Origin of the sequence: Mucilaginibacter terrigena, assembly GCF_004168255.1 — a bacterium.
Taxonomy (GTDB): Bacteria; Bacteroidota; Bacteroidia; order Sphingobacteriales; family Sphingobacteriaceae; genus Mucilaginibacter; species Mucilaginibacter terrigena.
Map to the genome: position 1 here is coordinate 727,762 of NZ_SEWG01000002.1, position 26,648 is coordinate 754,409.

The 26,648-nt window shown below is 43.4% G+C and carries 19 protein-coding genes; 14 read left to right on the forward strand and 5 right to left on the reverse strand.

Annotated features, from left to right (window positions below):
• Entirely contained in the window at nt 1-1,962 is a 1,962-nt protein-coding gene (locus tag EWM62_RS06955; protein ID WP_129875927.1) for a DUF3857 domain-containing protein, read from the forward strand.
• Nucleotides 1,963-2,024: 62 nt separating this feature from the next.
• Here the strand turns inward: EWM62_RS06955 and EWM62_RS06960 are convergent, their stop codons facing one another.
• Together EWM62_RS06960 and EWM62_RS06965 are read right to left on the reverse strand one after the other, a co-directional pair.
• Nucleotides 2,025-2,708: a hypothetical protein gene (locus EWM62_RS06960; protein ID WP_129875928.1), complete on the reverse strand. Its 684-nt coding sequence runs from the start codon at nt 2,706-2,708 to the stop codon at nt 2,025-2,027.
• A gap of 267 nt (nt 2,709-2,975) precedes the next feature.
• A complete protein-coding gene (locus EWM62_RS06965) occupies nt 2,976-3,884 on the reverse strand; it encodes an AraC family transcriptional regulator (protein WP_129875929.1) in 909 nt (302 codons plus the stop codon).
• A 359-nt stretch (nt 3,885-4,243) separates the two neighbouring features.
• On the opposite strand from EWM62_RS06965, the gene EWM62_RS06970 reads away from it, so the two are divergent.
• The 13 genes from EWM62_RS06970 (at nt 4,244) to EWM62_RS07030 (ending at nt 24,577) form a co-directional block, all read left to right on the forward strand.
• A complete protein-coding gene (locus EWM62_RS06970; RefSeq protein ID WP_129875930.1) occupies nt 4,244-5,059 on the forward strand; it encodes an SDR family NAD(P)-dependent oxidoreductase in 816 nt (271 codons plus the stop codon).
• Nucleotides 5,059-6,300, forward strand: a complete 1,242-nt coding sequence (locus tag EWM62_RS06975; RefSeq protein ID WP_129875931.1) for an enolase C-terminal domain-like protein — start codon at nt 5,059-5,061, stop codon at nt 6,298-6,300. Before EWM62_RS06970 ends, EWM62_RS06975 begins: the two co-directional genes overlap by 1 nt.
• Before the next feature lie 8 nt (nt 6,301-6,308).
• Complete coding sequence (locus EWM62_RS06980) at nt 6,309-7,961, forward strand: sodium:solute symporter family transporter (RefSeq protein ID WP_129875932.1); 1,653 nt, start codon at nt 6,309-6,311, stop codon at nt 7,959-7,961.
• Between the two features lie 516 nt (nt 7,962-8,477).
• Complete coding sequence (locus tag EWM62_RS06985; RefSeq protein ID WP_129875933.1) at nt 8,478-11,738, forward strand: SusC/RagA family TonB-linked outer membrane protein; 3,261 nt, start codon at nt 8,478-8,480, stop codon at nt 11,736-11,738.
• A 29-nt stretch (nt 11,739-11,767) separates the two neighbouring features.
• Nucleotides 11,768-13,678 (forward strand): RagB/SusD family nutrient uptake outer membrane protein, encoded by a 1,911-nt coding sequence (locus EWM62_RS06990; RefSeq protein ID WP_129875934.1) that lies wholly within the window; start codon nt 11,768-11,770, stop codon nt 13,676-13,678.
• Nucleotides 13,679-13,721: 43 nt separating this feature from the next.
• Nucleotides 13,722-14,966, forward strand: coding sequence for a DUF5000 domain-containing lipoprotein (locus EWM62_RS06995; protein WP_129875935.1), 1,245 nt, complete (start codon nt 13,722-13,724; stop codon nt 14,964-14,966).
• 29 nt (nt 14,967-14,995) lie between these two features.
• The gene (locus EWM62_RS07000) at nt 14,996-16,225 is read left to right on the forward strand and encodes a DUF4998 domain-containing protein (protein WP_129875936.1); all 1,230 of its coding nucleotides are present in this window, start codon (nt 14,996-14,998) and stop codon (nt 16,223-16,225) included.
• 109 nt (nt 16,226-16,334) lie between these two features.
• Nucleotides 16,335-17,534, forward strand: a complete 1,200-nt coding sequence (locus EWM62_RS07005; RefSeq protein WP_162499797.1) for an SGNH/GDSL hydrolase family protein — start codon at nt 16,335-16,337, stop codon at nt 17,532-17,534.
• Between the two features lie 141 nt (nt 17,535-17,675).
• Nucleotides 17,676-20,006 (forward strand): glycoside hydrolase family 95 protein, encoded by a 2,331-nt coding sequence (locus EWM62_RS07010; protein WP_129875938.1) that lies wholly within the window; start codon nt 17,676-17,678, stop codon nt 20,004-20,006.
• Between the two features lie 27 nt (nt 20,007-20,033).
• Nucleotides 20,034-22,073 carry an alpha-amylase family protein gene (locus tag EWM62_RS07015; protein WP_129875939.1) on the forward strand — a complete coding sequence of 680 codons (2,040 nt, stop codon included), beginning with the start codon at nt 20,034-20,036 and terminating at the stop codon, nt 22,071-22,073.
• Between the two features lie 26 nt (nt 22,074-22,099).
• Nucleotides 22,100-23,062: a TolB family protein gene (locus EWM62_RS07020; RefSeq protein ID WP_129875940.1), complete on the forward strand. Its 963-nt coding sequence runs from the start codon at nt 22,100-22,102 to the stop codon at nt 23,060-23,062.
• A gap of 217 nt (nt 23,063-23,279) precedes the next feature.
• Nucleotides 23,280-24,158 carry a coiled-coil domain-containing protein gene (locus EWM62_RS07025; RefSeq protein WP_238989295.1) on the forward strand — a complete coding sequence of 293 codons (879 nt, stop codon included), beginning with the start codon at nt 23,280-23,282 and terminating at the stop codon, nt 24,156-24,158.
• Between the two features lie 95 nt (nt 24,159-24,253).
• Nucleotides 24,254-24,577 (forward strand): hypothetical protein, encoded by a 324-nt coding sequence (locus tag EWM62_RS07030; RefSeq protein ID WP_129875941.1) that lies wholly within the window; start codon nt 24,254-24,256, stop codon nt 24,575-24,577.
• A gap of 9 nt (nt 24,578-24,586) precedes the next feature.
• Here the strand turns inward: EWM62_RS07030 and EWM62_RS07035 are convergent, their stop codons facing one another.
• The 3 genes from EWM62_RS07035 to EWM62_RS07045 are packed head-to-tail and all read right to left on the reverse strand — an operon-like array spanning nt 24,587 to nt 26,646.
• Nucleotides 24,587-25,240 carry a response regulator transcription factor gene (locus EWM62_RS07035; protein ID WP_129875942.1) on the reverse strand — a complete coding sequence of 218 codons (654 nt, stop codon included), beginning with the start codon at nt 25,238-25,240 and terminating at the stop codon, nt 24,587-24,589.
• A 3-nt stretch (nt 25,241-25,243) separates the two neighbouring features.
• Nucleotides 25,244-26,032, reverse strand: a complete 789-nt coding sequence (locus tag EWM62_RS07040; protein WP_129875943.1) for a sensor histidine kinase — start codon at nt 26,030-26,032, stop codon at nt 25,244-25,246.
• Nucleotides 25,990-26,646: a hypothetical protein gene (locus EWM62_RS07045; protein ID WP_129875944.1), complete on the reverse strand. Its 657-nt coding sequence runs from the start codon at nt 26,644-26,646 to the stop codon at nt 25,990-25,992. Before EWM62_RS07045 ends, EWM62_RS07040 begins: the two co-directional genes overlap by 43 nt.
• Nucleotides 26,647-26,648: the final 2 nt, after the last annotated feature.

Here is a 26,648-nt window from a genome sequence, read left to right on the forward strand (position 1 = left end):
ATGAAAGTACAAGTACTAACCTTAGCTGTTGTTTTAGCATCTTTTCAGTTTGCACACAGCCAGGATAACACCCTTGAAAAAGAGACCTGGGCCAATAAGCCGGTAATACACACTATTGACAGTAAATACAGCAAAGAATCGGCCGTGATATTGCTGGATAAAAGAAGGATAGAGTATATAGATGAACCCAAAGATGAATTGGCCCAATATTATACGCTGCATAAACTCATCCACATTAATGACGACCGGGGGATAGAAAACTTTAACAAAATATACCTGGGGTTTAACGAAAAATCTGATGTGGTAGATATCAGGGCCCGCGCCATACTGCCGGGTGGCAAGATCATCGAACTGAATAAGGATAACATTAAAGATATTAAAGAAGACGACGGAAGCACCTATAAGATATTTGCCATGGATGGTTTAAGTAAAGGTTGCGAGGTTGAATACTTTTATACCTTTAAAAGGCCTACGTCGTTTTTTGGTACCGAAGCTATACAGGGTGTTTTCCCGGTACAACATAGCACCTTTCAGATCGTAAGCCCCGAAAGGCTTCGCTTTGCAGTAAAAACCTACAATGGCAGCGAGGTATCAACAGATACGCTCATAAATAAGAAGAAGATAATACAATGTACTTTTAAGGATATTGCAGGCGCCGAGGACGAGAAGTACGCCTACTACCGCTCAAACCTGAAAAGAGTTGAATTTAAACTGGCTTATAACGATGCAAACCAAAAAGGTGAGCGGTTATTTACCTGGAATGAGTTAGCTAAAAGAGTGTTTAGTATGTATGCTGTTTACTCTGAAAAGGAAACCAGGAAAGTGCAGGAACTGGTTAAAGCTAACGGCTGGGATAAATTAACCGACGAATTAAAAAAGGTTACAGCCGTTGAAAATTATGTAAAAAAGACCTATTCATACAACGAGGATCTGAATAGTGACGAGGGTAACCAACTGGAAGGCGTTATTCAAAATAAAATTGGCGGTACACCCGGCATTGTGCGTTTATACGGCGCTATTTATAAGTTGCTGGGTGTTAATTACCAGTTTGTATTAACCGGCGACCGTACCAAAATGGTTATCGACCGGGAGTTTGAGAATTGGAACAACTGCGATAACCCGCTTATATACTTCCCTGCCACCGGCAAATATATTGCGCCAACCCGGCCCGATTACCGCTATCCGTATATCAACCCTGCATGGGGCGATACAAACGGGATATTTTTAAAAGGCACATCGATCGGCAACTTTACTACTGCTATTGCCGAAGTTAAAAACATCGAACTGGAAGATTACACCAAATCGTTCCAAAATCTGGAAACCAGGCTTGAGCTTAATAACGATCTGGATTCGTTAACTATTGATGCCAGGCAAATATATGCAGGGTATCCGGCTGTGAATTACCGGGATGCCTTCAATTTTTCTAACGAGGAGCAAAAAAAGGACATCACTAAAGAGATGGTAAAAATGGTATCGGGTACCGATCATATCCTTTTTTCGGAAGCGTTGAATAAGGATTTTGAAAGTACCGACCTGCCTTTTATTATGCACAGCAAAACCAAAGCCAGCGACATGATAGAGCGGGCAGGTAATAAACTGCTTTTAAAAATTGGCCTTGCCATTGGCCCGCAGGTAGAAATGTACCAGGAAAAGCAAAGGCAGGAACCTGTTAATATGGATTTTGGACATATCGAGGACAGGAAGATAGACTTTGTGATACCAAAAGGATATGCCATAAGCAATGCTGAAGACCTGAAAATGAACCAGGTATTTAAAGATAATGGCGACCTAACCATGGGCTTTGTATCCACGTATGAAATTAAAGGCGATATACTTTCGGTTCATATTAGGGAAGAGTACCGGAAAACGTACTACCCGCTAACCCAGTTTGACCAGTTCAGGAAGATCATCAATGCTTCATCCGACTTTAACAAAGTAGTGCTGGTGCTCGAAAAGAAATAGCATTAAATTAAGTAAAAGCCCTCTTCAGTAAATCCGGAGAGGGCTTTATTTTGAGATGAGGATTAGTAGGTGGTCATATTGTACATTTCAATTTGCTGGCCGGCAGGGTTCGAACCGCCATACCAGTGGTTGGTGCCAACAAAGTAATAGTATTTATTATAGTAGCTGCCGCTGTTATTAGTAAGCGTGCATTTATAAACACCGTCAACATAAAAATCAACCTGGTGGGTATTGTTTGATTTTGCCTGGCATTTGTAAGTGTGGTAACCATTATCGTTAATGGATAGCACTTGTGTATAATATTGCCCGCCACCCTGTAAGTAAGCCTTTAAAGCATTATCATTTAAGGTTTTTACAAAGCCCATCTCGTTGCCGTTCCACTGCGAAACATTATCCGCCAGGAACACAGCCTGCTCGCTTGCCGAACTGTAAGCATTTGAACCTCCTTTAAAGCAACCGTTAAATTGCAGGCCGGTTGCATTTTGCCCTGTCTTTTGTTGTGCGGCATCAATATCGGTGCTGCAATTGCCTACCGGCACACAAATACCGTTTGTGCCCGAAATGTTGTAGGGTGTTCCATTACAGGTTTTCCAAAGGTTAAACGCGCTTTGCGGTACTGCCGCGCGCGGTACAGTGGTTTCTGATTGGTTGGTTGCTGTAGTTGGTTTGTTAGCATCCTTGGCGCAGCCGAAACACAGGGCCAGCAGCAATACGCCGCCTACCGACATTTGATTGATTTTTTTCATAACTTATTAGATTTTGGTTAAATAATTAATCCGAAGTTAAGAAGCAACAAATGCCGATGATTACACTACATTATCAAATATATACACTATTGTAACAAAGGTGTTTATGGGTATATTTGGTTGTTTTAAAACGAAATATTATTATGTATCAGCTGTAATAAAACTGTTTTTGAAAGTAAATAATACAGGTAGGGTGCACCATTACCGTTAAAGCTAATTGCTTTTAAATAAAATACTGAATTTTTTACTGTCCGGTTCTACCAAACATTACATCTGCGAACGCACGTTGGTGTTAAGTTTGTACTGCTCGGGCGACATCCCCATGTATTTCTTAAAAACACGCGAAAAGTAATATGGATCATCATAACCCAGGTCCATGGCAATGGTTTTTATTTTGGCTTCGTTGGCATAAAGGTATTGGCAGGCCTTTTGCATTTTAAGATGAATAAAGTAATCGATAGGCGGCATGCCGGTGGCCTTGCGGAACAAACTGGAAAAATGCGAACTTGATAGCTTATGCTGCCCCGCCATCTCTTCAACCGTCATCTTCTTTTCAATATTATTTTTCATATTGATGATGGTTGTAGTAATTATATCCGGCGAATCTTCCTGCTCGCTCACCACATGTTTATCCGGGAATAAAAAGGTGGCTATCATATTATATAAACAAAAAGTAGCGTTGCACAAATTCTCGATACTGTAACCCATCTCCAGGTTTTGGTAGATGTTGTTCCAGATCTCGAGCGCTTTATTATTAAAAGGGATCTGTACCGGGCCTTTAAATAAGCCTATGTTTAACGACGTGTTAAAGCTGGCAATGTCATTACCGGTAAAATGCACCCAGTATATCGTCCAGGGGTCTTCCTCATCGGCCCAATAGCGCATATAAACCTCGGTAGCCGGTAGTATAAAAAACTGGTTAGGTATAACCTCAAATTTTTTCTTGTCGATGATATAGTAACCTTTTCCTTTAAGGCAGTATATCAATATATTATCCTCGCAGCCCTTTCGCCGCTCTTTATAGTGGTACGATGCCTTCGGGAAATACCCTATCTGGGTAATATAAATATTAAAAAGCGCGGGGTATTTTTTAACAAAGTCTTTTAATACTTTTTGCGGTAAACTCATTAGTTTCTCGCCGTCAAACCCATCTTTTCTTTTAAAGGAACCCGCCATGTTCTTATTTACAGTTATTAATAGGATATTCCATTAGGATGGCAATATTGCCAATTGGTTAAGCTAAAATAAGCTTTATTTAATATACTGATAGTAGTTATTTACAAATTAATACCATGTGTTTGCAAATACCGATAGAATTATCCATTAAAATAGACGAATTGGCTATTAGATACCTTTTAACCGGAAACTAAATTTGGTCACCGTATTTAACAAAACCAATTATAACCGTCATCGGCAAAAGCGCGTAGTTTTTTATGTGACGAATTAGATTAAACGCGGGTACATATGCACAAATACTAAAGCGGCTTATATTGTTAGGTTAATACAATATAGGGTAACGCTTGTAAAAACTATATATGCAATTACTAAAAAATAAGGTTGTTTTTTTAACCGGCGGTACCGAAGGGATTGGCTATGAATGTGCCCAAGCATATCATAAAGCCGGGGCAAAGGTCAGCATCATTACCCATAAGGCGCAAAGCCTGCATCAATGCCGCATGCAATTTTTTAATGATGATATCCACTATATCCTGGCGGATGTTTCCGTATCGGCAGATGTGCAGCGCGCCATCAACGAAACCATAAGCCGTTTTGGCAAAATTGATATCATCCATAATAATGCAGGTGTTTCCAGCCCCTCAAAAACGGTTTGCGATACAACCGAAGAGGAATGGGACAAGGTATTTAACGTAAATGTTAAAGGTATTTACCATACCACAAAGTTTGGTATCGAAGCTTTAAAAGCAAGTAAGGGCAATATACTTAACAGCAGCAGTCTTGTTGGTAACATAGGGCAGGAACTCCATGCGGCTTATACCGCAACCAAAGGGGCGGTTAACGCACTCACCAAATCAATGGCGCTTGATTACGCGGAGCATGGCATCCGTGTTAATGCCGTAGCGCCTGCCGGTGTGTGGACACCCATGCTGAGGCGATGGAGCAACCAGCAGCCAAACGCCGCTCATATAAAAAACTATTTGGATGAGATCCATCCTTTAGGTTATTGCCCCGAAGGCGATGTAGTGGCTGATGCCTGTCTTTTCCTGGCATCAGACCAGGCCAGGTTTATTACAGGTTGTATCTTACCGGTATCGGGTGGCGCCGAATTAGGTTACCGTAAGTATATGGGCCAGCCTTTACAAAAAGTTGATGATCAAAAAGTAAAGCTATAATGATCACCAAAGTAAAGATCTCAGATGTCCGTTTCCCGTTGGATGGCCATGCCGGCAGCGACGCTATTCACCGCGACCCGGTATACTCATACGCCGTAACACAGTTAAAGGACGATAGTGGTATTACAGGCACAGGCTTTGCCTTTACTTTAGGCGAGGGTAACGACCTTGTTTGCAAGGCCGCAGAATACTACGCACGCCAGCTTACGGGTAAGGATATAGAGGATACCATGGCCAATTTTGGTGAACTATTTAAAAAGCTGTCCAATGATCAGCAGTTTCGCTGGCTGGGGCCGCATAAGGGTGTTGTACACCTGGCACTGGCATCGGTAACAAACGCCTGCTACGATCTTTGGGCCAAGAAACGTGGTGTACCTTTATGGAAACTGCTTATCGATCTGTCGCCGGAGCAAATTGTCAACACGCTCGATCTTTCTTACCTTGAAGATGAACTGACATACACACAGGCGCTTGAAATGCTGAAAGGACAACAATCACAAAAAGAAGAAAGAAAAACCATACTTTATAAAGGATACCCCGGTTACGATACCTCCATCGGCTGGTTCAATTACCCGGATGAATTGGTGAGGGAAAACTGCAAAAAAGCGCTGGCCGAAGGTTTTACCGCCATGAAACTGAAAGTAGGTTCTGTTGACCCGGACAGGGATATCCGCAGGGCGCATATCGTGCGCGATGTAGCCGGCGATGGTATTAAAGTAATGCTTGATGCCAATCAGCAATGGAATTTACCGCAAGCTATTGAGATCTGCACCCGGCTAAAAGGGATGAATCCCTACTGGATAGAAGAACCAACCCACCCTGATGATCTAAACGCCCATGCTAAACTGGCGCAGGCCATTACCCCGGTTAAACTTGCATTGGGGGAGCACGTACCTAACAAGATCATCTTTAAAAATTACCTGCAATCGGGGTCGTCATCATTTATGCAGGTCGACGCGGTGCGGGTAGGCGGTGTTAGCGAGTTTATTACTATTAGCCTGTTGTGCAAAAAGTTTGGCGTGCCCGTTGTACCACACGTAGGCGATATGGGGCAGCTGCACCAGCACCTGGTGTTGTTTAACCATATAGCTATGGGGCACCAGGCATTGTTTTTGGAGCATATACCGCATTTGCAAAAGCATTTTGTACACCCGGCGCAAATTGTGAACGGTGTTTATAAAACCCCGCAGGAAGCCGGCAGCAGCTGCGACCTGGTAGGTTTAAAAAATCAATTTTTATAAAATAGCATATGATAGGTTCGTTTGATGCCACCGTAAGTATTTTATATGTTATAGCCATACTGGCAATAGGGTTGTGGACGGGCTTAAGGCACCGCAGTGCAAGTAAAAAAACGAACGTAGCCAGCGAATACTTTTTGGCTGGTAAAAGCTTGCGCTGGCCAATGATAGGGTTGGCTTTGTTTGCTACCAATATTTCGTGCGTGCACTTGGTGAGCCTTGCGCAAAGCGGCTTTGATACCGGCTTGCTGAACGGCACTTTTGAGTGGATGGCATCATTCACGCTTATTTTGCTGGCCCTGTTCTTTGTACCGTTCTACATCAAATCCGGCGTTTCTACTCTGCCCGACTTTTTAGAAAAACGCTATAACCGCGCCAGCCGCGACTGGCTGGCTTTTATATCCATACTATCGGCTATTATTATACACATCTCATTCTCTTTATTAGCAGGTGGCATTGTATTACAAACCCTGTTTGGGGTTAATATGTATACCAGCGTAATAATCATATCAGTGATAACAACTATTTACACGATAGTTGGTGGTTTAAAGGCCGTTGTGGTTACCGAGTCTATCCAAACGGTAGTGTTGTTATCAGGCGCAGTTATCATGAGCGTTGTGGCTTACAATAAAATGGATGGATGGGATAGCATGGTGCATGTTTTAGAGCAAAAGAATGAACTGAGTAAACTATCCATGATGCGTCCGCATGGCGATAGTAGTGGCCTGCCCTGGTATGCCGTATTGCTGGGTTACCCGGTTTTGGGCATTTGGTACTGGTGCGCCGACCAAACCATTGTGCAGCGCGTTTTAGGCGCCAAAGACGAGAACAATGCACGTGTAGGCCCTTTGTTTTGCGGCTTTATCAAAATATTGCCGGTATTCATATTTGTAATGCCAGGGTTGTTCGCTTATGCACTTTACCAAACCGGGCATTTAGATGTAGGCAGTTTGAAAACTGTGGTCGACGGAAAAGAGGTGGTTAACAGTAAAGGGATCTACACACTTATGATACTGCAGCTTATCCCCAAAGGATTGGCGGGTGTATTGGTTGCCGCGTTATTATCCGGTTTAATGAGCCAGATCTCGGGCGCGTTAAACTCAATATCTACAATGGCCAGTTATGATATATATAAGCGCTACAAGCCTGAAGCTACTGACGAAAAGCTGGTAAGCGCGGGCAAGATAGCCGCCGGTTTGTCCTTTGTATTATCGTTATTGCTTTTGCCCCTTTTAAACAGTTACGAGAGTATTTTTAACGGACTAAACGATATTATCGCCCACATTGCCCCGCCTATAACCTGCGTATTTTTATTAGGGGTTTTCTGGGGCAAGGCATCTGCGAGATCAGCGCAGCTAACGCTTTATATTGGTTCGGCGGCGGGTGTATTGGTATTTGCATACAGTAAGCTTTTGCCGCATACGCTAATAGGAGAGGTGCCATTTATGATGATGGCCTTTTACCTGTTTGTTTTTTGTATGCTGCTGCAAATAGGGCTTACACTGGCTTACCCCGCTAAGCACACCATTGAAAGCTCGAAGCTTTACTGGAAGTCGCCAATGGAATCGTTACAAAGCCCGGGGTGGGGCGGATTTGGCAATTATAAGTTTTTATCGGTGCTGCTTATTTTGGTAATGGTAGTGTTGTTCTGGGTTTTCAGGTAGGCTAAATTGTGCTGCAAACATTACCTATAACGTTATTAACTTCTGCGAAATTTTTACAATAATTATGATTTACCTGTTAAAGCTACATTTGTAACAAAAATAATATAATAGTCCATCACCTTTAAAGCTTAATCCATTTTAAAGCTATTATTAAGCATCTAAATTTAGCGAACCAATTAACCAATTCTTATAATTATGAAACACTTTTACAAATATCAGGCAATAAATATGCCCCGTCAGTTTTTATTATACGCGCCAAGCCAGATGCAAACCCTTCCAGGCAGCTTATTTTCTGCTGCGGATTTAAGGGTTTAAATACGCTGCATAATCATCGAATTGTACAGAATTTAAAATAGAGCGTGTAGCTATATGATACTAAAGGTATGGCTGCAGCATGGGAAACTTATGCCGTTTTAGCAAGCACCACCCTAAAATAGTAATGCCAGGGTTCTGATAAAAGCGCTCAAAACTTTAAGGCTATAAAGAACTATAAAAACAAATTATGAGGAAACATATATGAAACCATTTTACAAACGCATAAAAGATTTTTGGCTGCCAAAAGTTGCGCTTGGTAAAGTTGCAGGCACGCTGTATTGTATATTAATATTGTGTGCTATAACCAGCACAAATACTTACGCGCAAACCAAAGTAACCATTACCGGGGTTATTGCCGATACAACTGGTACCAGCATAATTGGCGCTAACATAGTAGCCACCAATCGCAAAAATGTAAGTACAGCAACGGATGTTAACGGTAAGTTTGTTATTGATGCCGAACCCGGAACCATTTTCAGGGTTACATATGTAGGGTATAAGGAAACAACCTTTACTGTACTGGCTGATAAGCGTACTTACAGCATCACAATGGCTGTTGTGAGAAACGAATTTGCAGATGTGGTTATTACCGCATATGGCCGTAAGCAACGCAAGGAAGCTGTTGTAGGTTCAGTAACAACTATTTCTCCCGGCGACCTTAAGATACCGGCAAGTAACTTGACCAATGCCCTTGCAGGCCAGGTGGCCGGCGTTATTGCATACCAGCCAAGCGGCCAGCCCGGTTTAGATAATTCGTCGTTCTTTATCAGGGGCGTAACTACCTTCGGTTACAAAAAAGACCCGCTTATTTTGATAGATAACGTGGAACTTTCTACTTCAGATCTGGCACGTTTGCAGGTTGATGATATTGCAAGCTTCTCCATCCTTAAAGATGCCAGTGCAACCGCGCTTTATGGCGCGAGGGGCGCAAACGGCGTTATATTAGTTACCACCAAAGAAGGCAAAGTAGGTAAAGCTCAAATAAATTTCAGGGTAGAAAACTCGGTTTCGCAATCCGTAAAAAACCTGGAGCTGGCCGACCCTATTACTTACATGCGCTTATTTAACGAAGCCACCATAACACGCGACGCGTTAAGCCCTATACCTTTTAGCCAAAACAAAATAATAAATACCGAAGCCACTTTAGCTAACGCCCCCGGAAGCAACAAATATGTTTACCCTGCGGTAGATTGGTTGAAAACACTGTTTAAAGATCGTACCAACACCCAAAGGGCCAACATGAGTGTAAGCGGTGGCGGTGGTGTAGCGCGGTATTATGTAGCAGGTTCATACAATATCGATCATGGTATCTTAAAACAGGATATTATGAACAATAACGATAACAACGTAAATTTTCGTAATTATCAGTTGCGTTCGAACGTAAATATTAATTTAACCAAATCGACAGAGATGATCGTGAGGTTATCAGGCACGTTTAACGAATATAACGGCCCGCTTACGGCTGATGCTTCGTTCTCTACCGATCTGTACAACATCGCCATGCACACAAGCCCTGTATTGTTTGCACCGTCGTACCCGGCAGATGAAGCTAATATAAATACACAACACATATTATTTGGTAACGCGCCGGCAGCCGGCAGTACAGGCTCAAACGCTGTAGCCTATGTAAATCCCTATGCGTCGCTGCTACGAGGTCATAAAAACTTCTCGCAATCGCGCATGTCGGCTCAGTTGGAGTTAAACCAAAATCTTGATTTTCTGACGAATGGTTTAAATTTCCACGGATTGTTTCACACCAACAGGTACTCGTACTTCGAGTCTTCGATGGGGTATAATCCATTTTATTACAACATAGGCTCGTACGATAAGCCGAGCAACACCTATACCTTATCATGGTTAAACTCGCAGCCCGGCCAGGCAACCGAGTATTTAAACTACAGCCGCAATTTTAATAACACCCAGGCAAATACCTACCTGTTCTTCCAGGGAATTATTGATTACAGCAAACGGTTTGGAGATCATAACATCAGCAGTTCGTTAATAGGTACACAGCAGCAAACGCTTTACGGTAATGCCGATAACTTATTTAATTCATTGCCATACCGTAACCTTACCCTTGCTGGCCGTGCAACTTACTCATTCAAAAGCCGTTACTTTTTAGAATTCAACTTCGGGTACAATGGTACCGAACGTTTTTCTGAACAGCATAGGTTTGGTTTCTTCCCTACAATTGGCGCTTCATGGATCGTATCCGACGAAAAATTCTGGGCAGATGGCCTCTATCAGGTTATCAACCGTTTAAAACTTCGTGCAAGTTATGGGTCAGTAGGTTACGATCAGATCGGTTCCGAACGTTTCTTCTACCTTTCGCGTGTTGACCTTAATGGCGGTAACCCTGCCTACTTTGGTACTAATAACGGTTATGGCCGCAACGGTGTGGTAGTTAACAGTTATCCTAATGCCGAGATCACCTGGGAAACATCTAAACAGTTAAATTTAGGTTTAGAGTTCTCGTTGTTTAAAGACCTGAACGTGGTTGCCGAGGTATACAAATTTAACCGTACCAATATATTACAAACCCGCTCATCAATACCAAGCACAATGGGCTTAGAAGCCGATATCAGCGCCAACTTTGGGGCCGCCGAAACCAAAGGTATTGATTTGCAAATGGATTATAAAAGGGTGATAGGTAAAAGCGGTTTTATACAAGCCAGGGGTAACTTAACGGTTTCTTCGAGCAAGTACACCAAATTTGAAGAACCCCGGTTTGCCGAATCGTACCGTTACCTTGTAGGGCAAACCCTTGGCCGCTCTATTGGCTACGTTGCCGAGCGTTTATTTGTTGATGATAATGAAGCAGCAAACTCGCCAACCCAGATATTTAGCCCGGGCGGTATAGCCCCCAAGGGTGGCGATATCAAATACCGCGATTTAAATAATGACGGTAAAATTGATGATGCCGATCAAACTTTTTTAGGTTACCCTACTGTGCCGCAAATTGTTTACGGTTATGGTTTTTCCAGCGGGTATAAAGGCTTCGATCTTTCGGCCTTCTTCCAGGGCCAGGCGCAGGTTAGCTTCTTTATCGACCCAAGCCGCACAAGCCCTTTCATACAAAGCCCCGATGGTGCTTACGCAAGCGGTAACACCCAATTGTTAAAAGCATTTGCAGATGATCACTGGTCTGTAGATAATCAAAACCTTTATGCACAATACCCAAGGCTGGGCGTAAATGGTAAACAGATAGAAAACAACAGGCAGAATAGTACATGGTGGATGCGCGATGGCAGTTTCCTGCGCTTAAAATCTGTAGAGGTTGGTTACACCATCCCTACGCGTATCACTCAAAAGTGGAAAATGAATAAAGTTCGTGTTTATTTTAACGGTCTTAACTTATACACCTGGAGCCCATTCAAATTATGGGACCCGGAAATTGGCGGAAACGGATTTTCGTACCCTATACAAAAGGTGTTTAACGTAGGGCTAAACGTCAATTTATAATAACGTATTACAATTTTTATATCAGTTATATGAAAAGAATATCTCAGATCTTATGCGCGGCAGTATTATTACTATCGGGTGTATCCTGTAAAAAGTACCTCGATCTGGCCCCCAATAACACGGGCACACTGGAGTATGCTTTCAGGAACCGTAACGAGGCCGAAAATTATTTGTTCACCTGTTACGCAACATTACAGCAATTTGCCGAGGCTACCACAAACCCAAGTTTTACAACCTCGGGCGAGATCATTTACCCTGATAATTTAACCAAACATCCCATTGATGAAACAGGGTTTGATATGATAAGGGGCTCGCAAAACAGCGCACAGCCGGGCCTTAACTATTGGGATGGCGAAAGGAGCGGTAAAGCCATCTTCCGGTCGATACGCAGGTGTAACACCATGCTCGAAAACATAGATAAACCTATCGATCTGTCTTTCGCCGAAAAGAAAAGATGGATTGCCGAAGTGAAATTTTTAAAGGCTTACTATCACTTTTATCTGGCCCGGATGTATGGCCCTATACCATTAATAAAAAACAATTTAGCTATTACCGCATCTACCGAAGAGATAAAGGTTAAACGCTCACCTGTTGATTCTACTTTCAACTATATTGTTTCACTTTTAGATGAAGCCATCCCTGATCTTCCGCCGGTTATTAATAACCAGGCACAGGAATTGGGCCGTATCACTCAAACAATCGCGCTTTCTGTAAAAGCCGAGGTACTTACAACCGCCGCAAGCCCATTGTTTAATGGTAACCCCGACTACATTAGTGTTCAAAATAAAGATGGAGAAAAACTTTTCCCCGGCACTTACGACCCGGCAAAATGGGAAAGGGCCGCCGCAGCATGTAAAGTGGCTATTGATATTTGCGAGGCAAATGGTTTAAGGCTTTACAGCTTTATTGCCCCTGCAACTATTACATCCTTACCAGACTCGTTAAAGAAAGTACTTACCTTACAAAATGCGGTTACCGAAAAATGGGAGCTAAATCCCGAACTGATATGGGCGCTAAACCCTACTTTTCAATGGCAGGGCTACTCAACGCCGCGCTTAACACAAAAGGGTGTTGTAAATATTTTTTCAAACCCCTCTACCTTTGCGGTGCCGCTTGCAATACAGGAGCTGTTCTATTCTGATAAAGGGGTGCCTATTAACGAGGATAAAACCTTTGATTATGCTGGCAGATATTCCATAAAAACAGGCGACGAGAACAGCCGTTTTTACATCGCGAAAAATTACTCGACAGTAAAAGAGCACTTTAACCGCGAGCCGCGTTTTTACGCCAGCCTTGGTTTTGATGGTGGCATATGGTTTGGTAACGGCAAAACAAACTTAACCGACATGTACCATGTAGAGGCCCGCGGTATCGAGTCATTCGCTGGCCCTAAGGATATCAATACGCTTAACATTACCGGTATATGGCCAAAAAAACTGGTTCATTACCAATCGGTGTATGATGATGGTTTCCAGGAAATTGGCTATCGTTTACCTTTAATAAGGCTTGCCGGTTTATACCTGTTATACGCCGAGGCTTTGAACGAAGTGCATGGCCCAACAGCTGAAGCATATACTTATATCGATAAAGTGCGCACAAGGGCAGGTTTACCGGGGGTTGTTGAAGCCTGGACAAACTACTCCAAAACTCCCGATAGGGTTAATACCAAAGATGGCCTGCGCCAGATAATACACCAGGAGCGCAGGCTCGAGCTAATGTTTGAAGGAACATCCGGATGGGACCTGCGCCGTTGGAAGGAATTGCAGAATGTGCTAAGCCAGCCAATGCAGGGATGGAACCTTTACGAAACACAGCCGGCCAATTACTACCAGCCGCGTACTTTGTTCTCAGCGATATTTGGTGTTCGCAATTATTTGTGGCCTATAAAAGACCGTGACCTGATAATAAACGACAACCTGGTTCAAAACCCATACTGGTAGGCATTAGGTGAGAGATGAAAAATAGCTATAAAAGAAATTGATTATGAAAAAGATAAATAAATATTCCGCTAAGGCCTTGTTTAGCCTGCAGATATTAGCTTTTGTTTGTTTGCTTTCGGCCTGTAAAAAGAACGAGGGATACAATACCCAGCCGGTATCTACCGATAAAACTAAACCCGATGTAGTTACTAACATAAAGGTTACAAACTATAACGGAGGTGCGTTTATAACTTATAATTTGCCCAACTCCGATAATATTTTGTACGTGCTGGCTCAATATAAAATAAACGATAAAACATCCAGGGAAACAAAATCCAGTTATTACACCGATACGGTAAAGGTTGAAGGGTTTGCCACTAATAAACCCTACGAGGTAACGCTTTACACCGTAAGCCGGGCCAATGTAAAATCCGACCCGCTAACGGTAACCGTTAACCCCGATGTGCCTTACTATAAATTGATAAAGCCAACCGTATCGCTCACTACCGATTTTGGAGGTGTGCATATACAGGCGCTTAATCCTAACAAAAAAGAAGTTGGGGTAATTTTAATAGCGATGGATAATTCTACCCAGGCGCTCGAAGTGAGCGACCAGCACTACACTAACCAGGATACCATCGACTATTCTGTACGCGGGTTTCCATCCGAGCAGCGCAAATTTGGTGTGTACATAACCGATAATTACGGCAATATATCTGATACCACTTTGCTGGATATCACCCCGCTTTTTGAAACCCAGTTGGATAAAACCAAATTTACGGTGTACCGCAAACCAAGCGATAGCGAAATAGGGTACGGCTGGGACCTACCTTATCTTTGGGATGGTAAAATTGATGGCTATTCCAATGGCTGGCATACCAACCCCGGTACCGGCAAGCCTATGCAATGCACATTTGGTATTGGTGTAACCGCGCAGATAAGCCGCATAAAGATATTTGAACGCCCGCTGGAATATGCTTTCTTCCATGGTAATCCTAAAAACTTTAGCTGGTGGGGCTCTACTGTAGATTCACCGCAGGACGTTGTGCTTCCGCAGTCGGCACCTGTTGGAGCAGTTATTGGTGACTGGGTTAATCTGGGCAATTATCGTTATCCAAACCCTCCGTCGGGTTTACAACCGGGCTTTACCAATCAGGCAGATGAGAAATTTGTATTGGCAGGGGTAGATTTCCTGGTGCCGGCAACCGCACCCGCGGTAAAGTACCTGCGCCTTTTAGTGCACGATACCTGGGGTAAAGGCGATGCAGCCCATTTAATGGAAGTAACGGTTTATGGCAAACCGCAATAATATTTGATATATAATTTAAATAAGAAATTATGAAAAACCTTTTTCGTATTTGTCTCATCTTCTTTATTGTAGCGGCCTTTATTGGTTGCGAGAAAAAGGATGAGGAGTTTAAGAAATTTTTGGGCGATAAGGAAATAACCTATCCCGGTAAAGTAATAAACCCGCACTCTAAACCGGGTAATTTACGCACCGCCCTGGTTTGGAGCCCAAGCCCCGATCCAAGCGTTAGTAAATATGTTATTTATTGGAATAACAAAGCCGATTCGCTGGTGGTTAATTCAACCAACCATAACACATCCGATTCGGTAACCGCCGTAATACCGGGGCTTAGCGAATATATTTATTCGTTCACCATCGTATCGCTTGATTCCAAAGGCAATAAATCTGTTCCGCTGGATATTAATAATGTTAAGGTTTATGGCCCGATTTATCAAAGTGGGTTATTAAATAGGGTTTATGATGCTGCTAACCCGTTCAACGTATCCGAAAATGGTAACGTTAAACTTAACTTTTTAGCAGCCGATACCTCATCCTTAAATGTATCAACCATTATAAAATATACCAACAGGGATGGTGATGTTGTAGAAAAAGACCTGGACCCCGATAGCACATCCTACACCATTACCGATTATAAATCGGGCGAGCCTGTGAGTTTCCGTTCGGGTTATATCCCGGTAAAGGGGGCTATTGATACATTTTATGTAGAAAACTACAGCACTTTCCCCGAAATTAACGGTATAAGCCAATGCGCAAAATCGTTATTCAAAGAAAATAAACTGAACGGCGACGTTGGGACGTATGAAGGCCAGACAAGCGTAAGTAAACTTTGGGATGGTTCGGTAGGCCCGCAGGGCTATCCAAATATCTTCCACAGCGATGGCGACCACCACATGCCGCATACTTTTACATTTGATATGGGCAAGGTTTATAAAGTGCTTACCAGCATGGAAGAAACCGGCCGTAACTGCTGTAATAATCCCGACCAGTTTGAGATATGGGGAATAGCTGATATTACTAACGCTGCCACAAACCTGTCGCCAAATGATAACGGCTGGACAACCGAAATGCAGGCCAAAGGCTGGACACTATTAAAAGATGTAACCCGTAACGATGACGGGCAGGCGCTCATCAAGATCAATTTTGATGCGGCGATACCACCTGTAAGATACATCCGCGTTAGGGTTAAACATGTAACCACCGGCGATGGCTACTATAGCAACATCAGCGAAATGACTTTTTTTAACGATGTGCTAAAATAAGAAGCTTACGCCCCGCTATATCTCATTAAATAAGCCATCCCTGCAAAGGATGGTTTATTTGTGTAAAGCTTTAAATTTGTTTTTTAATAAACCGGCTATATATCAACCTATGTTAAAATGCATTGCTGCCATGTTTGTGTCTCTATCGTTTGTAATGCCTGCTAAGGCGCAGCAAGCTTACAAACAAGCGTTGCCTTACCGTAATTATTACCATACAAGAGGGGGGCTAAATCATTTTCTTTCGGCAGTAACCCAAAAACATGTTGCTACTGTCGCTTTTTTAGGTGGATCCATAACGTTTAACCCCGGCTGGCGCGATAAGGTATGTAGTTACCTTAAAGATCGCTATCCAAAAACAAAGTTCAGGTTTATACAGGCGGGTATACCATCATTAGGAAGTTTGCCGCATGCTTTTCGTTTAAAACGCGACGTGCTCGATTCCGGCCGGGTTGATCTTTTATTTTTAGAAGCTGCCGTAAACGACCGGGTGAACGGAACCGACAGCCTCACGCAGGTGCGCGATCTGGAGGGTATCGTAAGGCATGCAAAACGCAACAACCCTTTAATGGATATTATCCTGATGTCCTTCGCCGACCCGGATAAGAGCAACGATTACGGAAAAGGAAAAACACCTGCCGAAGTAGCAAACCACGAACTGGTCGCGAAGTACTATAACCTGCCCTCCATTAACCTTGCGAAAGAAGTTTACGATAAGATACAAAACAAGGAGTTTAGCTGGCTTAATGATTTTAAAGACATACACCCCGCGCAGTTTGGCCAGGAATTGTACTTCGCCAATATAAAAAGCCTGCTGCAAAGCTGCGCGGAGCAGCCTGTTAAAAAATTCGCAGTAACGCCGTTGCCTAAACCATTAAACAAATCGAACTTTGAACATGGTAACTATTACAGCATCACCAATGCAGATTACGATAAAAATTGGGCGATAGACGATAACTGGACACCTAAAGATAGTTTGGACACACGCCCCGGTTTTGTAAACGTACCAACCCTCGTTACTGAAAAAGCAGGCGCGGAACTTACATTGCCTTTTAACGGCACAGCCATTGGCATGGGCGTTGTTTCGGGTGGCGACGCAGGGGTGGTTTCTTATTCTATTGATGGTGGCGCTTTTAAAGAGACAGACCTGTACACCCAATGGAGCGGCTGGCTGCACCTGCCATGGTATGTATTATTTGATGGCAACCTTGCCAAAGGCAGGCATGTGTTAAAGCTAAAAATAGCCGGTCATCATAATCCAAACAGTAAGGGCAATGCCTGCCGCATCGTATATTTCCTGAGGAACGAATAATCCATTTATTTGCTGGATTTGTCCATTTTAAAGCAGAAAACAAGCTTTTATTTTTAGCCAGCCAATTAGTATTTCACCAATTGTAAAAATAGCCTGCTCAAACCCCGGCGGTTTAACAGGCCATTTGTTAACTAACCGATAATGAAAAGATCCTTATACCTGATTACCATAATTTGTTTATTAAGCGATATAGCCTACGGACAAAACAAACCACTAAAGCTTTGGTATGATAAGCCGGCCGCACAGTGGGAAGAGACGCTGCCTTTGGGCAATGGCCATTTAGGTATGATGCCCGATGGCGGTATAAACGAAGAACACATCCTTTTAAACGATATTACGCTATGGTCGGGCGCGCCGCAGGATGCCAATAATTACGAAGCTTATAAAAGCCTGCCAGAGATAAGGAAGCTGCTTGCTGAAGGAAAGAATAACGAGGCGCAGGCCCTGGTCGATAAAAATTTTATCTGCACAGGGGCAGGATCAGGCAGCGAGCCGTTTGGTAAATATCAGGTACTTGGCGATCTGAAGCTAAAGTTTAATTACGCAAACCCTGATAAGGCCAACTCTCCTGCCAACTACAAACGCGAGCTATCGCTGGATAACGCCATTGCCAGCTCCAGTTTTGTGGTTGACGGTGTTACCTATAAAAGAGAATATTTTACAAGCTTTGGTAACGATGTAAGTATCATCAAACTATCGGCAGATAAGCCGGGGCAATTAAATTTTATTATAGACCTATCCCGCCCCGAGCGATCAATGACCGTCGAAAAAAATGGCGAACTGCAAATGTACGGGCAGCTTAAAAGCGGTACAGATGCGGGCGGCATGCAGTACCTAACCAAAGTTAAAACCCGTTTAAAAGGCGGTACATTAAGTCACGACGACAACAAACTGGTGGTGAAAAATGCTACCGAGGTCATCATCTACCTATCAGCCGGTACAAATTTTAGAGGTGCAGATTACAAAAAAAATGTAGATAGTAACCTTGAGGCAGCGTTAAAAACGCCTTACGCGCAGGAGCGGGCACAACATATTGCCAAATATCAAAAATTGTTTGAGCGAGTTGCGGTAAACCTGGGTACAGGCACCGCACCTGATGAAACTACCGATAAAAGGCTTATCAGTTTTCATAAAAACCCCAATGCTGATAAATATTTACCGGTGCTTTTTTACCAGTATGGGCGGTACCTTACCATCAGCAGCACGCGGGTGGGGTTGTTGCCGCCAAATTTACAGGGATTATGGGCCAATCAAATAAACACTCCCTGGAACGGCGATTACCACCTGGATGTGAACGTACAAATGAACCACTGGCCGGTGGAGGTATCAAACCTGTCGGAACTTAACCTGCCTTTGGCCCAGTTGGTTAAAGGAATGGTAAAGCCCGGCGAGCGCACAGCAAAAGCTTATTATAATGCAAATGGGTGGGTTGCCCACGTAATAACCAATGTGTGGGGTTTTACGGAACCGGGTGAAAGTGCGTCCTGGGGGGTAACCAAATCCGGCTCGGGCTGGCTGTGCAATAACCTTTGGGAACATTATGCCTATTCGGAAGATAAGAATTACCTGCGAGAGATCTATCCTATATTAAAAGGCTCGGCGCAGTTTTACAGCAGTATGCTTACTAAAGATGATAAAACCGGCTGGCTGGTAACTTCGCCATCTTCATCGCCCGAGAATAGCTTTTACCTGCCAAATGGTAAAACGGCCAGCATTTGCGTTGGCCCAACAATCGATAACCAGATCATCAGGGAGTTATTCAATAACGTGATCACCGCGGCCAGGCTTTTAGGTAAGGATGAAGTGTTAAGAAAAGACCTTGCTGCCAAGTTAAAACAGCTGCCGCCCGCCGGACAAATCAGCAAGGACGGCCGCCTGATGGAGTGGCTGGAAGATTATAAAGAAACCGAACCTCAGCACCGGCATATTTCGCACTTATATGGGCTGTACCCTGCATCGTTAATAACACCCGAGGCAACTCCGGCATTAGCCGAAGCCTGTAAAAAAACATTAGAAGTTAGGGGAGACGACGGGCCAAGCTGGTCTATCGCATACAAGCTTCTGTTTTGGGCACGCCTGCATGATGGTAACCGGGCATACAAACTATTTACCGAAATAATGAAACCTACCCTTAAAACCGATATTAACTATGGCGCAGGTGGCGGCATTTATCCCAATTTATTATCGGCAGGGCCACCATTTCAAATTGATGGTAACTTTGGCACCACCGCCGGTATTGCCGAAATGCTGATACAAAGCCATGCCGGTTTTATTGAATTATTGCCTGCCGTGCCCGATAGCTGGAAGGCATCGGGCGAGGTTAAGGGCTTAAAAGCCCGTGGAAACTACACCGTAAATTTTAGCTGGAAAGACGGAAAGGTGATCAATTACCGGATAATCTCCTCACGCCCCCGAAAGGTAAAAGTAAAAATAAACGGGCAGGTAAAAACCATTTCTACGGTAAAGGCATAACCAATTAATTGTTATCTGAATAAAAACATGCTAAAAACTTATGCCCGATACTTCATAGGTATCCTGTTTCCCTTTGCTTTTATGTTTAAGGTAAATGCCGGCGCAAAACCTGCGGCCGCCATTGGTACAGTAAGTATTCAGTTCGGTAATAACGGCAAGATCAGCTATAATTTAAACACCGGTACTTACAACGTTTACCAAAAGGGTGTGCTTATCTTCCCGGATATTTATGCAACGGCCAAAGTAAATGCCGATACCATTAGGTCGAAAGATTACCGTTTAAGAAAATATACCCGGCTGGGTATCCGGGATGGTTTTGGTAAGGGCTTTAAGCATATCATATGGCTAACCGCTAAAGGTTTGCCACAAATGAAACAGGTATTTTATACTTATGCTGATAAAAATTATTTCCTTACCGCTATTTCGTTTAGTGGCACGTTACTTAAAAGCAACTATATGGCGCCGGTTAATGGTGGTTTTAATAACATCAAAGGCGATGATGTACGCTCATTGTTTGTGCCTTTTGATAACGATAATTTCATCAGCTATAATTCAAAACCTTTTACCGGGGTTACTGGCGTAAGCTCAGAGGTAGGCACGGTGTTCTCCAATCAAAGCAGGGCAGGGATTGTGGCAGGTTCGGTAGAGCATGCGGTTTGGAAAACGGGGGTAGACCTGGAAGCTCACAGTAGGCTAAACCAAATTAAAGTTTGGGGCGGATACACCGCCGAAGCCGTAACCCGTGACAAAATTGAACACGGCAACATCAACGGCGACATTATAACATCACCAAAAATATTTGTTGGTTTTTTTAGCGACTGGCGCACAGGTATGGAAGAATACGCCAAAGCCAACCGTATTGCCGAACCGCCTTATATTTTTAACTGGGACAAGCCCACCCCCGTAGGCTGGAACAGTTGGGGTGTAATGCAGGAGAAACTCACGCTCGATAAGATCATCAAAACGGCCGACTTTTTTGCCGATAGTATCCCCGCGTTCCGCACGGGCAATACGGCTTATATCGATTTGGATTCGTTTTGGGATAAACTTGTGCATAACGGTGACTACAGCGAGTTAAAACAGTTCGCCGACCACTGCAAAGCAAAAGGCTTACAACCCGGCGTTTACTGGGCGCCGTTTACCGACTGGGGACATGCCGGCGGGCCGGACAGGAAAGCAGAGGGCAGCAATTATACCTTTGGTGAAATGTGGACGAAGATCGGCGATGGCTATAACGATATTGATGGCGCAAGGGCTTTAGACCCTACCCATCCGGGTACACAGCAGCGCATAGCATTCGTGCTGGGTAAGCTAAAGGCATGCGGCTTTAAAATGATCAAGATAGATTTCCTGGGCCATGCCTCGGTTGAGGCCAATAAGTTTTACGACCCAACGGTAACTACGGGCATGCAGGCCTACCGTAAAGGTATGGAATACGTGGTAGACAAGCTTGGGGGCCAAATGCTGGTATATGCAGCCATATCGCCCAGTATGGCAACCGGCAGGTATGTACACATGAGGCGTATAGCCTGCGATGCCTTTAAAACCATAGACCACACCCAGTACACACTCAATAGCTTAAGCTATGGCTGGTGGCAAACCAACCTGTACAATTACATAGATGCCGATCATGTGGTGTTTGCGGATGAAACAATTGGTGCCAACCGTGCCCGCTTATTATCGGCCCTGGTTACTGGGACATGGATCAGTGGCGATGATTTTTCGGTTACCGGCCAATGGATGGCCCGCGTAAAAAAATATTACCAGGATGCCGAATTGATAAAACTGGTGCAAAACGGCAAAGCATTCCGCCCGGTTGAGGGTAATGTGGGCACGTCAGATATATTTACCCAAAAAATTGGTGATGCCTTTTATATGGCTGTGATAAATTATACCAAAGAAGCTAAAGGGTTTTCTGTTTCTCCGCAACGCCTTGGATTAGATCTTTCAAAAGTAATAAGCGTAAAAGAACTATTGCAACAGAACACCATTGGCATAAAAAACAACCTGCAGTTTAAACTTAACGGCGCAGATGCGGTGCTGTATAAATTTGTGTTAAAAAAGTAATACCTTGTTCATGCAAATAACAAGGTATGAACAAGCTCGTATTTCTTTTTCTGGGGATATTTATCAGTAGCCTGGCTAATGCCCAGGTAAGTTATCCTGATGATAACCTGCCAACAGATACGCCCGCACTGTTTGCCAAAGGAGTGGTATCAACAGGCTTGTCAAACCGCGATTTTACTATTTCGCTTGCCGGCGATGAAATATTTTACACCATACAGCACCCTAAATTTATTGCCAGTGTAATTATCAGGCTTGCCAAAGTAAACGGTAAGTGGGGCAAACCCGAAGTCGCGCCATTCTCGGGCGTATTCCGGGACCTGGAGGCCGCCTTCTCGCCGGATGGTAAAACCCTTTTCTTCTCGTCCGACAGGCCGGTTACGGGAAACCAGCCCAAACGCGATTTTGATATCTGGAAGGTTTCTAAAACAGGCGATGGGGGGTGGGGCAAGCCCGAGAATTTAGGCACAACGGTAAACACAGCCAAAAATGAATTTTACTCTTCTGTCGCAAAAAGTGGCAACTTGTATTTTACTGTAGAAGCGCCATATGGTAAAGGCGGCGAAGATATTGTAGTAAGCACCTATACCCCAAAAGGCTACGCACCGCCGGTAAGTCTGCCCGGTGGTGTTAATACCGAACACGGTGAATTTAACGCCTTTATCGACCCTGATGAACAGTTTATCCTGTTCTCGTCTGATGGTCGCGCCGATGATAAAGGCAAGGGTGATCTCTACATCAGCAAAAAAGACAAATCAAATACCTGGCTGCCGGCACAACATTTACCCGGCGCAATTAACAGCACCGCGCTTGATTATTGCCCATACGTTACTCCCGATAAAAAATATTTAATTTTCACCAGTAACCGCCTGCGTAAAGAATGGTATAATAACAAAGCCGTTACCTATCCCGAATTAAATAGCCTGCTTAGCCAACCCGGCAACGGGCAGGATGATATCTATTGGGTTAAATTCGATTTAGCGGCCTATTAACAGGGAAGTAGTGCGATATTTGCACGTTGATATTTCCTTTAAATTCAATTTCTTAGCCATTAAAGGTAAATGTTAAACTGCGGCAGTTTATTATTTATTATTATATAATAATCAGGCTATGTTATAACTATAAATTGTAACTTGATTTTAATTGGTGACCATTACCCTTCTCAAATCACCAATTGTCTTTTCCAACCTATCCCTATTCGATACCCAAATGCGAAAAATAATAACGTCTGAGCTACTTAACGCTAATAAATACCTGCTCTTTCAAAACAAGGAGAAGGCAAAGCGTGCCGCCGAGCTTGCAGCCGCTAACAATGAGCTTGCTGTTCAAAATACAGAGAAGGAGAAGCGTGCCGCCGAGCTCATCATCGCCAATAAAGAATTGGCCTATCAGAACGATGAAAAGGAGAAGCGTGCCGCCGAGCTCATCATCGCCAATAAAGAATTGGCCTATCAGAACGATGAAAAGGAAAAGCGCGCCGCCGAATTGATCATCGCTAACGCCGAACTGATATTCCAGAACACCGAGAAGGAGAACCGTGCAGCCGAACTGGTAATAGCAAACCACGAACTCGCTTTCCAAAACGAGGAAAAGGAAAAACGTGCCGCCGAACTTATCGTTTCCAACGAGGAACTCCTTTTTCAAAACGGAGAAAAGGAGAAGCGCGCTGCCGAACTCATCATTGCCAATCACGAACTTGCATTTCAAAATTTAGAAAAAGAGAAGCGTGCCGCCGAATTAATTATAGCCAACCACGAGCTTTTGTTTCAGAATGAAGAAAAGGAAAAGCGTGCAGCCGAACTTAGTATAGCGTATAACAAAATAAAGAAGGCCGAGGAATTTTTGCGCGAATACATAGCCGGGCTGGAAGAAATGATGTTTATGACCCATCATAAAGTAAGGCAGCCGGTAGCCAATATCCTGGGAATTTCGGAATTGCTTGCTGATTGTATAGGTAAGCCCGTTACACTAAAAAGGCTGGTAGGATATATGAAAGAATCGGCTGTATCACTGGATAATTTTACAAAAGAACTTACCGCCTTTATAACCGATCTGGAACAAAAAGGCAAGAATAAGCACCTGCTATAAAAAACAATGTTAACTAACAGCCTCACGCTTAACATAATGATAATATTGAATTAACCGGGTTGTGGCCTACTTTTGCAAATAATCACAACCCTTATATGAAAGATAAACTTAAACCACTTGTAAAGGAAGCAAAAAAGGCCGCTCAAAAAGCCATTCAGTTAAGCCTGGTTACCCAGTTAAAAGAAATTACCGCCAGGTTTGGCGAGGGTTCTAAAAAGCTGGATAAGCAGATAGAGAAAGAAGCAAAAAAGCTTGCCAAAAAATTTGCTAAGGATATTAAGGTAAATAAAGCCGCCCTAATTAAGGTTGATGACAAACCCAAAACCGTAGCAGAGGCCCCTAAAGCTAAAACCGCCAAAATAAAAACGGTGGCTGCCCCGGCAGTTAAAAGGCCTGTTGCAAAAACAAATATTTTATAATTATTGCCTTCAGATCTTGATCAGCTCGTTTTTTAGGGCCGAGATAACCAGGCCTGTTCTTGACTTTACCTCGAATTTTTGGAACAGCGCCTCGCGGTAATTATCGATGGTATGCGGGCTAAGGTTCATCATGTCGGCAATTTGCTTGTAGGTAAGGTCAGAGCAGCACAGCTCCAGGAATTTAAGCTCGTTGGGGTTTAATCCGATAGGGGCGTTTTTCAGTGGCTGGTTGTTTTGGATATTCCGCAGCAGCTTGCCCGATACCAGTTCATTAATATAAAACGATTGCGAAGCTATCCCTTTTATGGCATTTACCAGGTCGGCAGCTTTTGATTGTTTTAGCATATAACCACCCGCGCCGCTCTTTAGCATCCCAATAATAGGGGTATCTTCTTCAAACATGCTTAAAGCAAGTACATTTACCCCCGGGTGGTTGGCTTTTAGCCATTTGGTAGTTTCGTAACCGTTCATCACCGGCATGGTAATATCCATCAGTATCACGTCGGGCAGGGGGTAGGCCGGCAGCTTTTTTATCATGTCGGCACCGTTATCGGCATCAAACAAAACGTTTATCTCGTTCGATTCTGTCAGTAAATGTGCCAGGCCCTGGCGAAACAGTGTATGATCGTCTACTATGGCAATGTTTACTTTATCGGTTTGCATGTGTTACTTATACGGTACGTTTATGGTTATGATGGTTCCATTTAACTTTGTGGAAACAATTGAAGCCGTGCCATTTATCATCGCGCTTCGCCTTTTAATATTATGAAGGCCCATGCCGCCCTTCCGCTTTAATATTTCATCCACATCAAACCCAACTCCGTTATCGCGTATAGTTAATTTCAGGGTATCTTCAATTGCTTCTAAATTAATAATTATACCGGTAGCTTTAGCATGCTGTATAATATTATTTATTATTTCCTGAAAAAGCCTGAAAAGTATCGTATCCTTAGCGTTATCGCTTATTATTGCCATATTGTTATGCTCAAAAGTTATCTCAAATTTTTCTGATCGTTTTAACCATTCCAGTTCAAATTCGATAGCCGCGCTTAAGCCTTTGCTCACAATTTCTTCGCCATGCAGCAAGCGCGACAGGGCTTTAACCTCCTTTATCGACCGTAGGGTGAGGTCCTCTACCAAGGCTATCTTTTCGGCGGTGTTCCTGCTATCGTTAAGGTTTATAGAGCTTAGGGTAATGGTGGTAAGGCTAAGCAGCTGGCCAATATTATCGTGCAGGTCGTAGGCAACGGTTTTAAGGGTTTGTTCCTGCACCTCCATCTGTGTTTTAAGCAGTTCGGTCTCAAAGTTTTTTTGCAGTATAAGGGTTTCCTCGTGGTGTTTCTTTTTCCTGCGGTTATACGATAAAACGTACAAGATAAGAAACAGCGGCGCAATTAGGAATATGATGGATGTTAACCCAATGAGGGAGATGATTTCCTTTGACGATATCTGCATAAAAAAGCGTATGACCAGAAGATGTACATGATGATATCTAAGATATTGAAAATAATATACCTTACAGATCGTATCCTTTCATGCTCTGCTAAATAATCTGAAAAAATATTGCAGACCGTGCTGCCAAAGTAAAAGAACAGTGTACCGCTAACCCACCAGAACGGGGCCGAGAATAAAAGCGGCTCAAAATGCTCGTCCTTTAATTTTAGATAGTAAAAATAAAGGCTGGCCAGCACAAACACTACCGACATAACCGTTGCCGTATGCGAAGTAAAGCGGCCAAAATTATTGTAAAACAATTCGCCCACATACATGGCGGCAAACACGCCCAGCCAGCTAAGCAGCCATAGCGCCTTATAATGGTAAGGCTTGTACAGGTAATAAAAAAAATAACTGGTGAAACCGCACTCGAACAGCAGGTACACATTATAAATAGGGTAATTATAAATGCGCATATACTCGCGGATGTAGATGCCGCCAATTTCAACAGCGCAGGTTAACAGTAAAAAAGGGATAAATAGCTTCCATGCCGTAACTTTTTCCCCGTAAAGGAAAAAAATAGCGGCAAGGAAGCATAAAAACTCTGATACTGTATTAACGGTAACAAATGTCATAA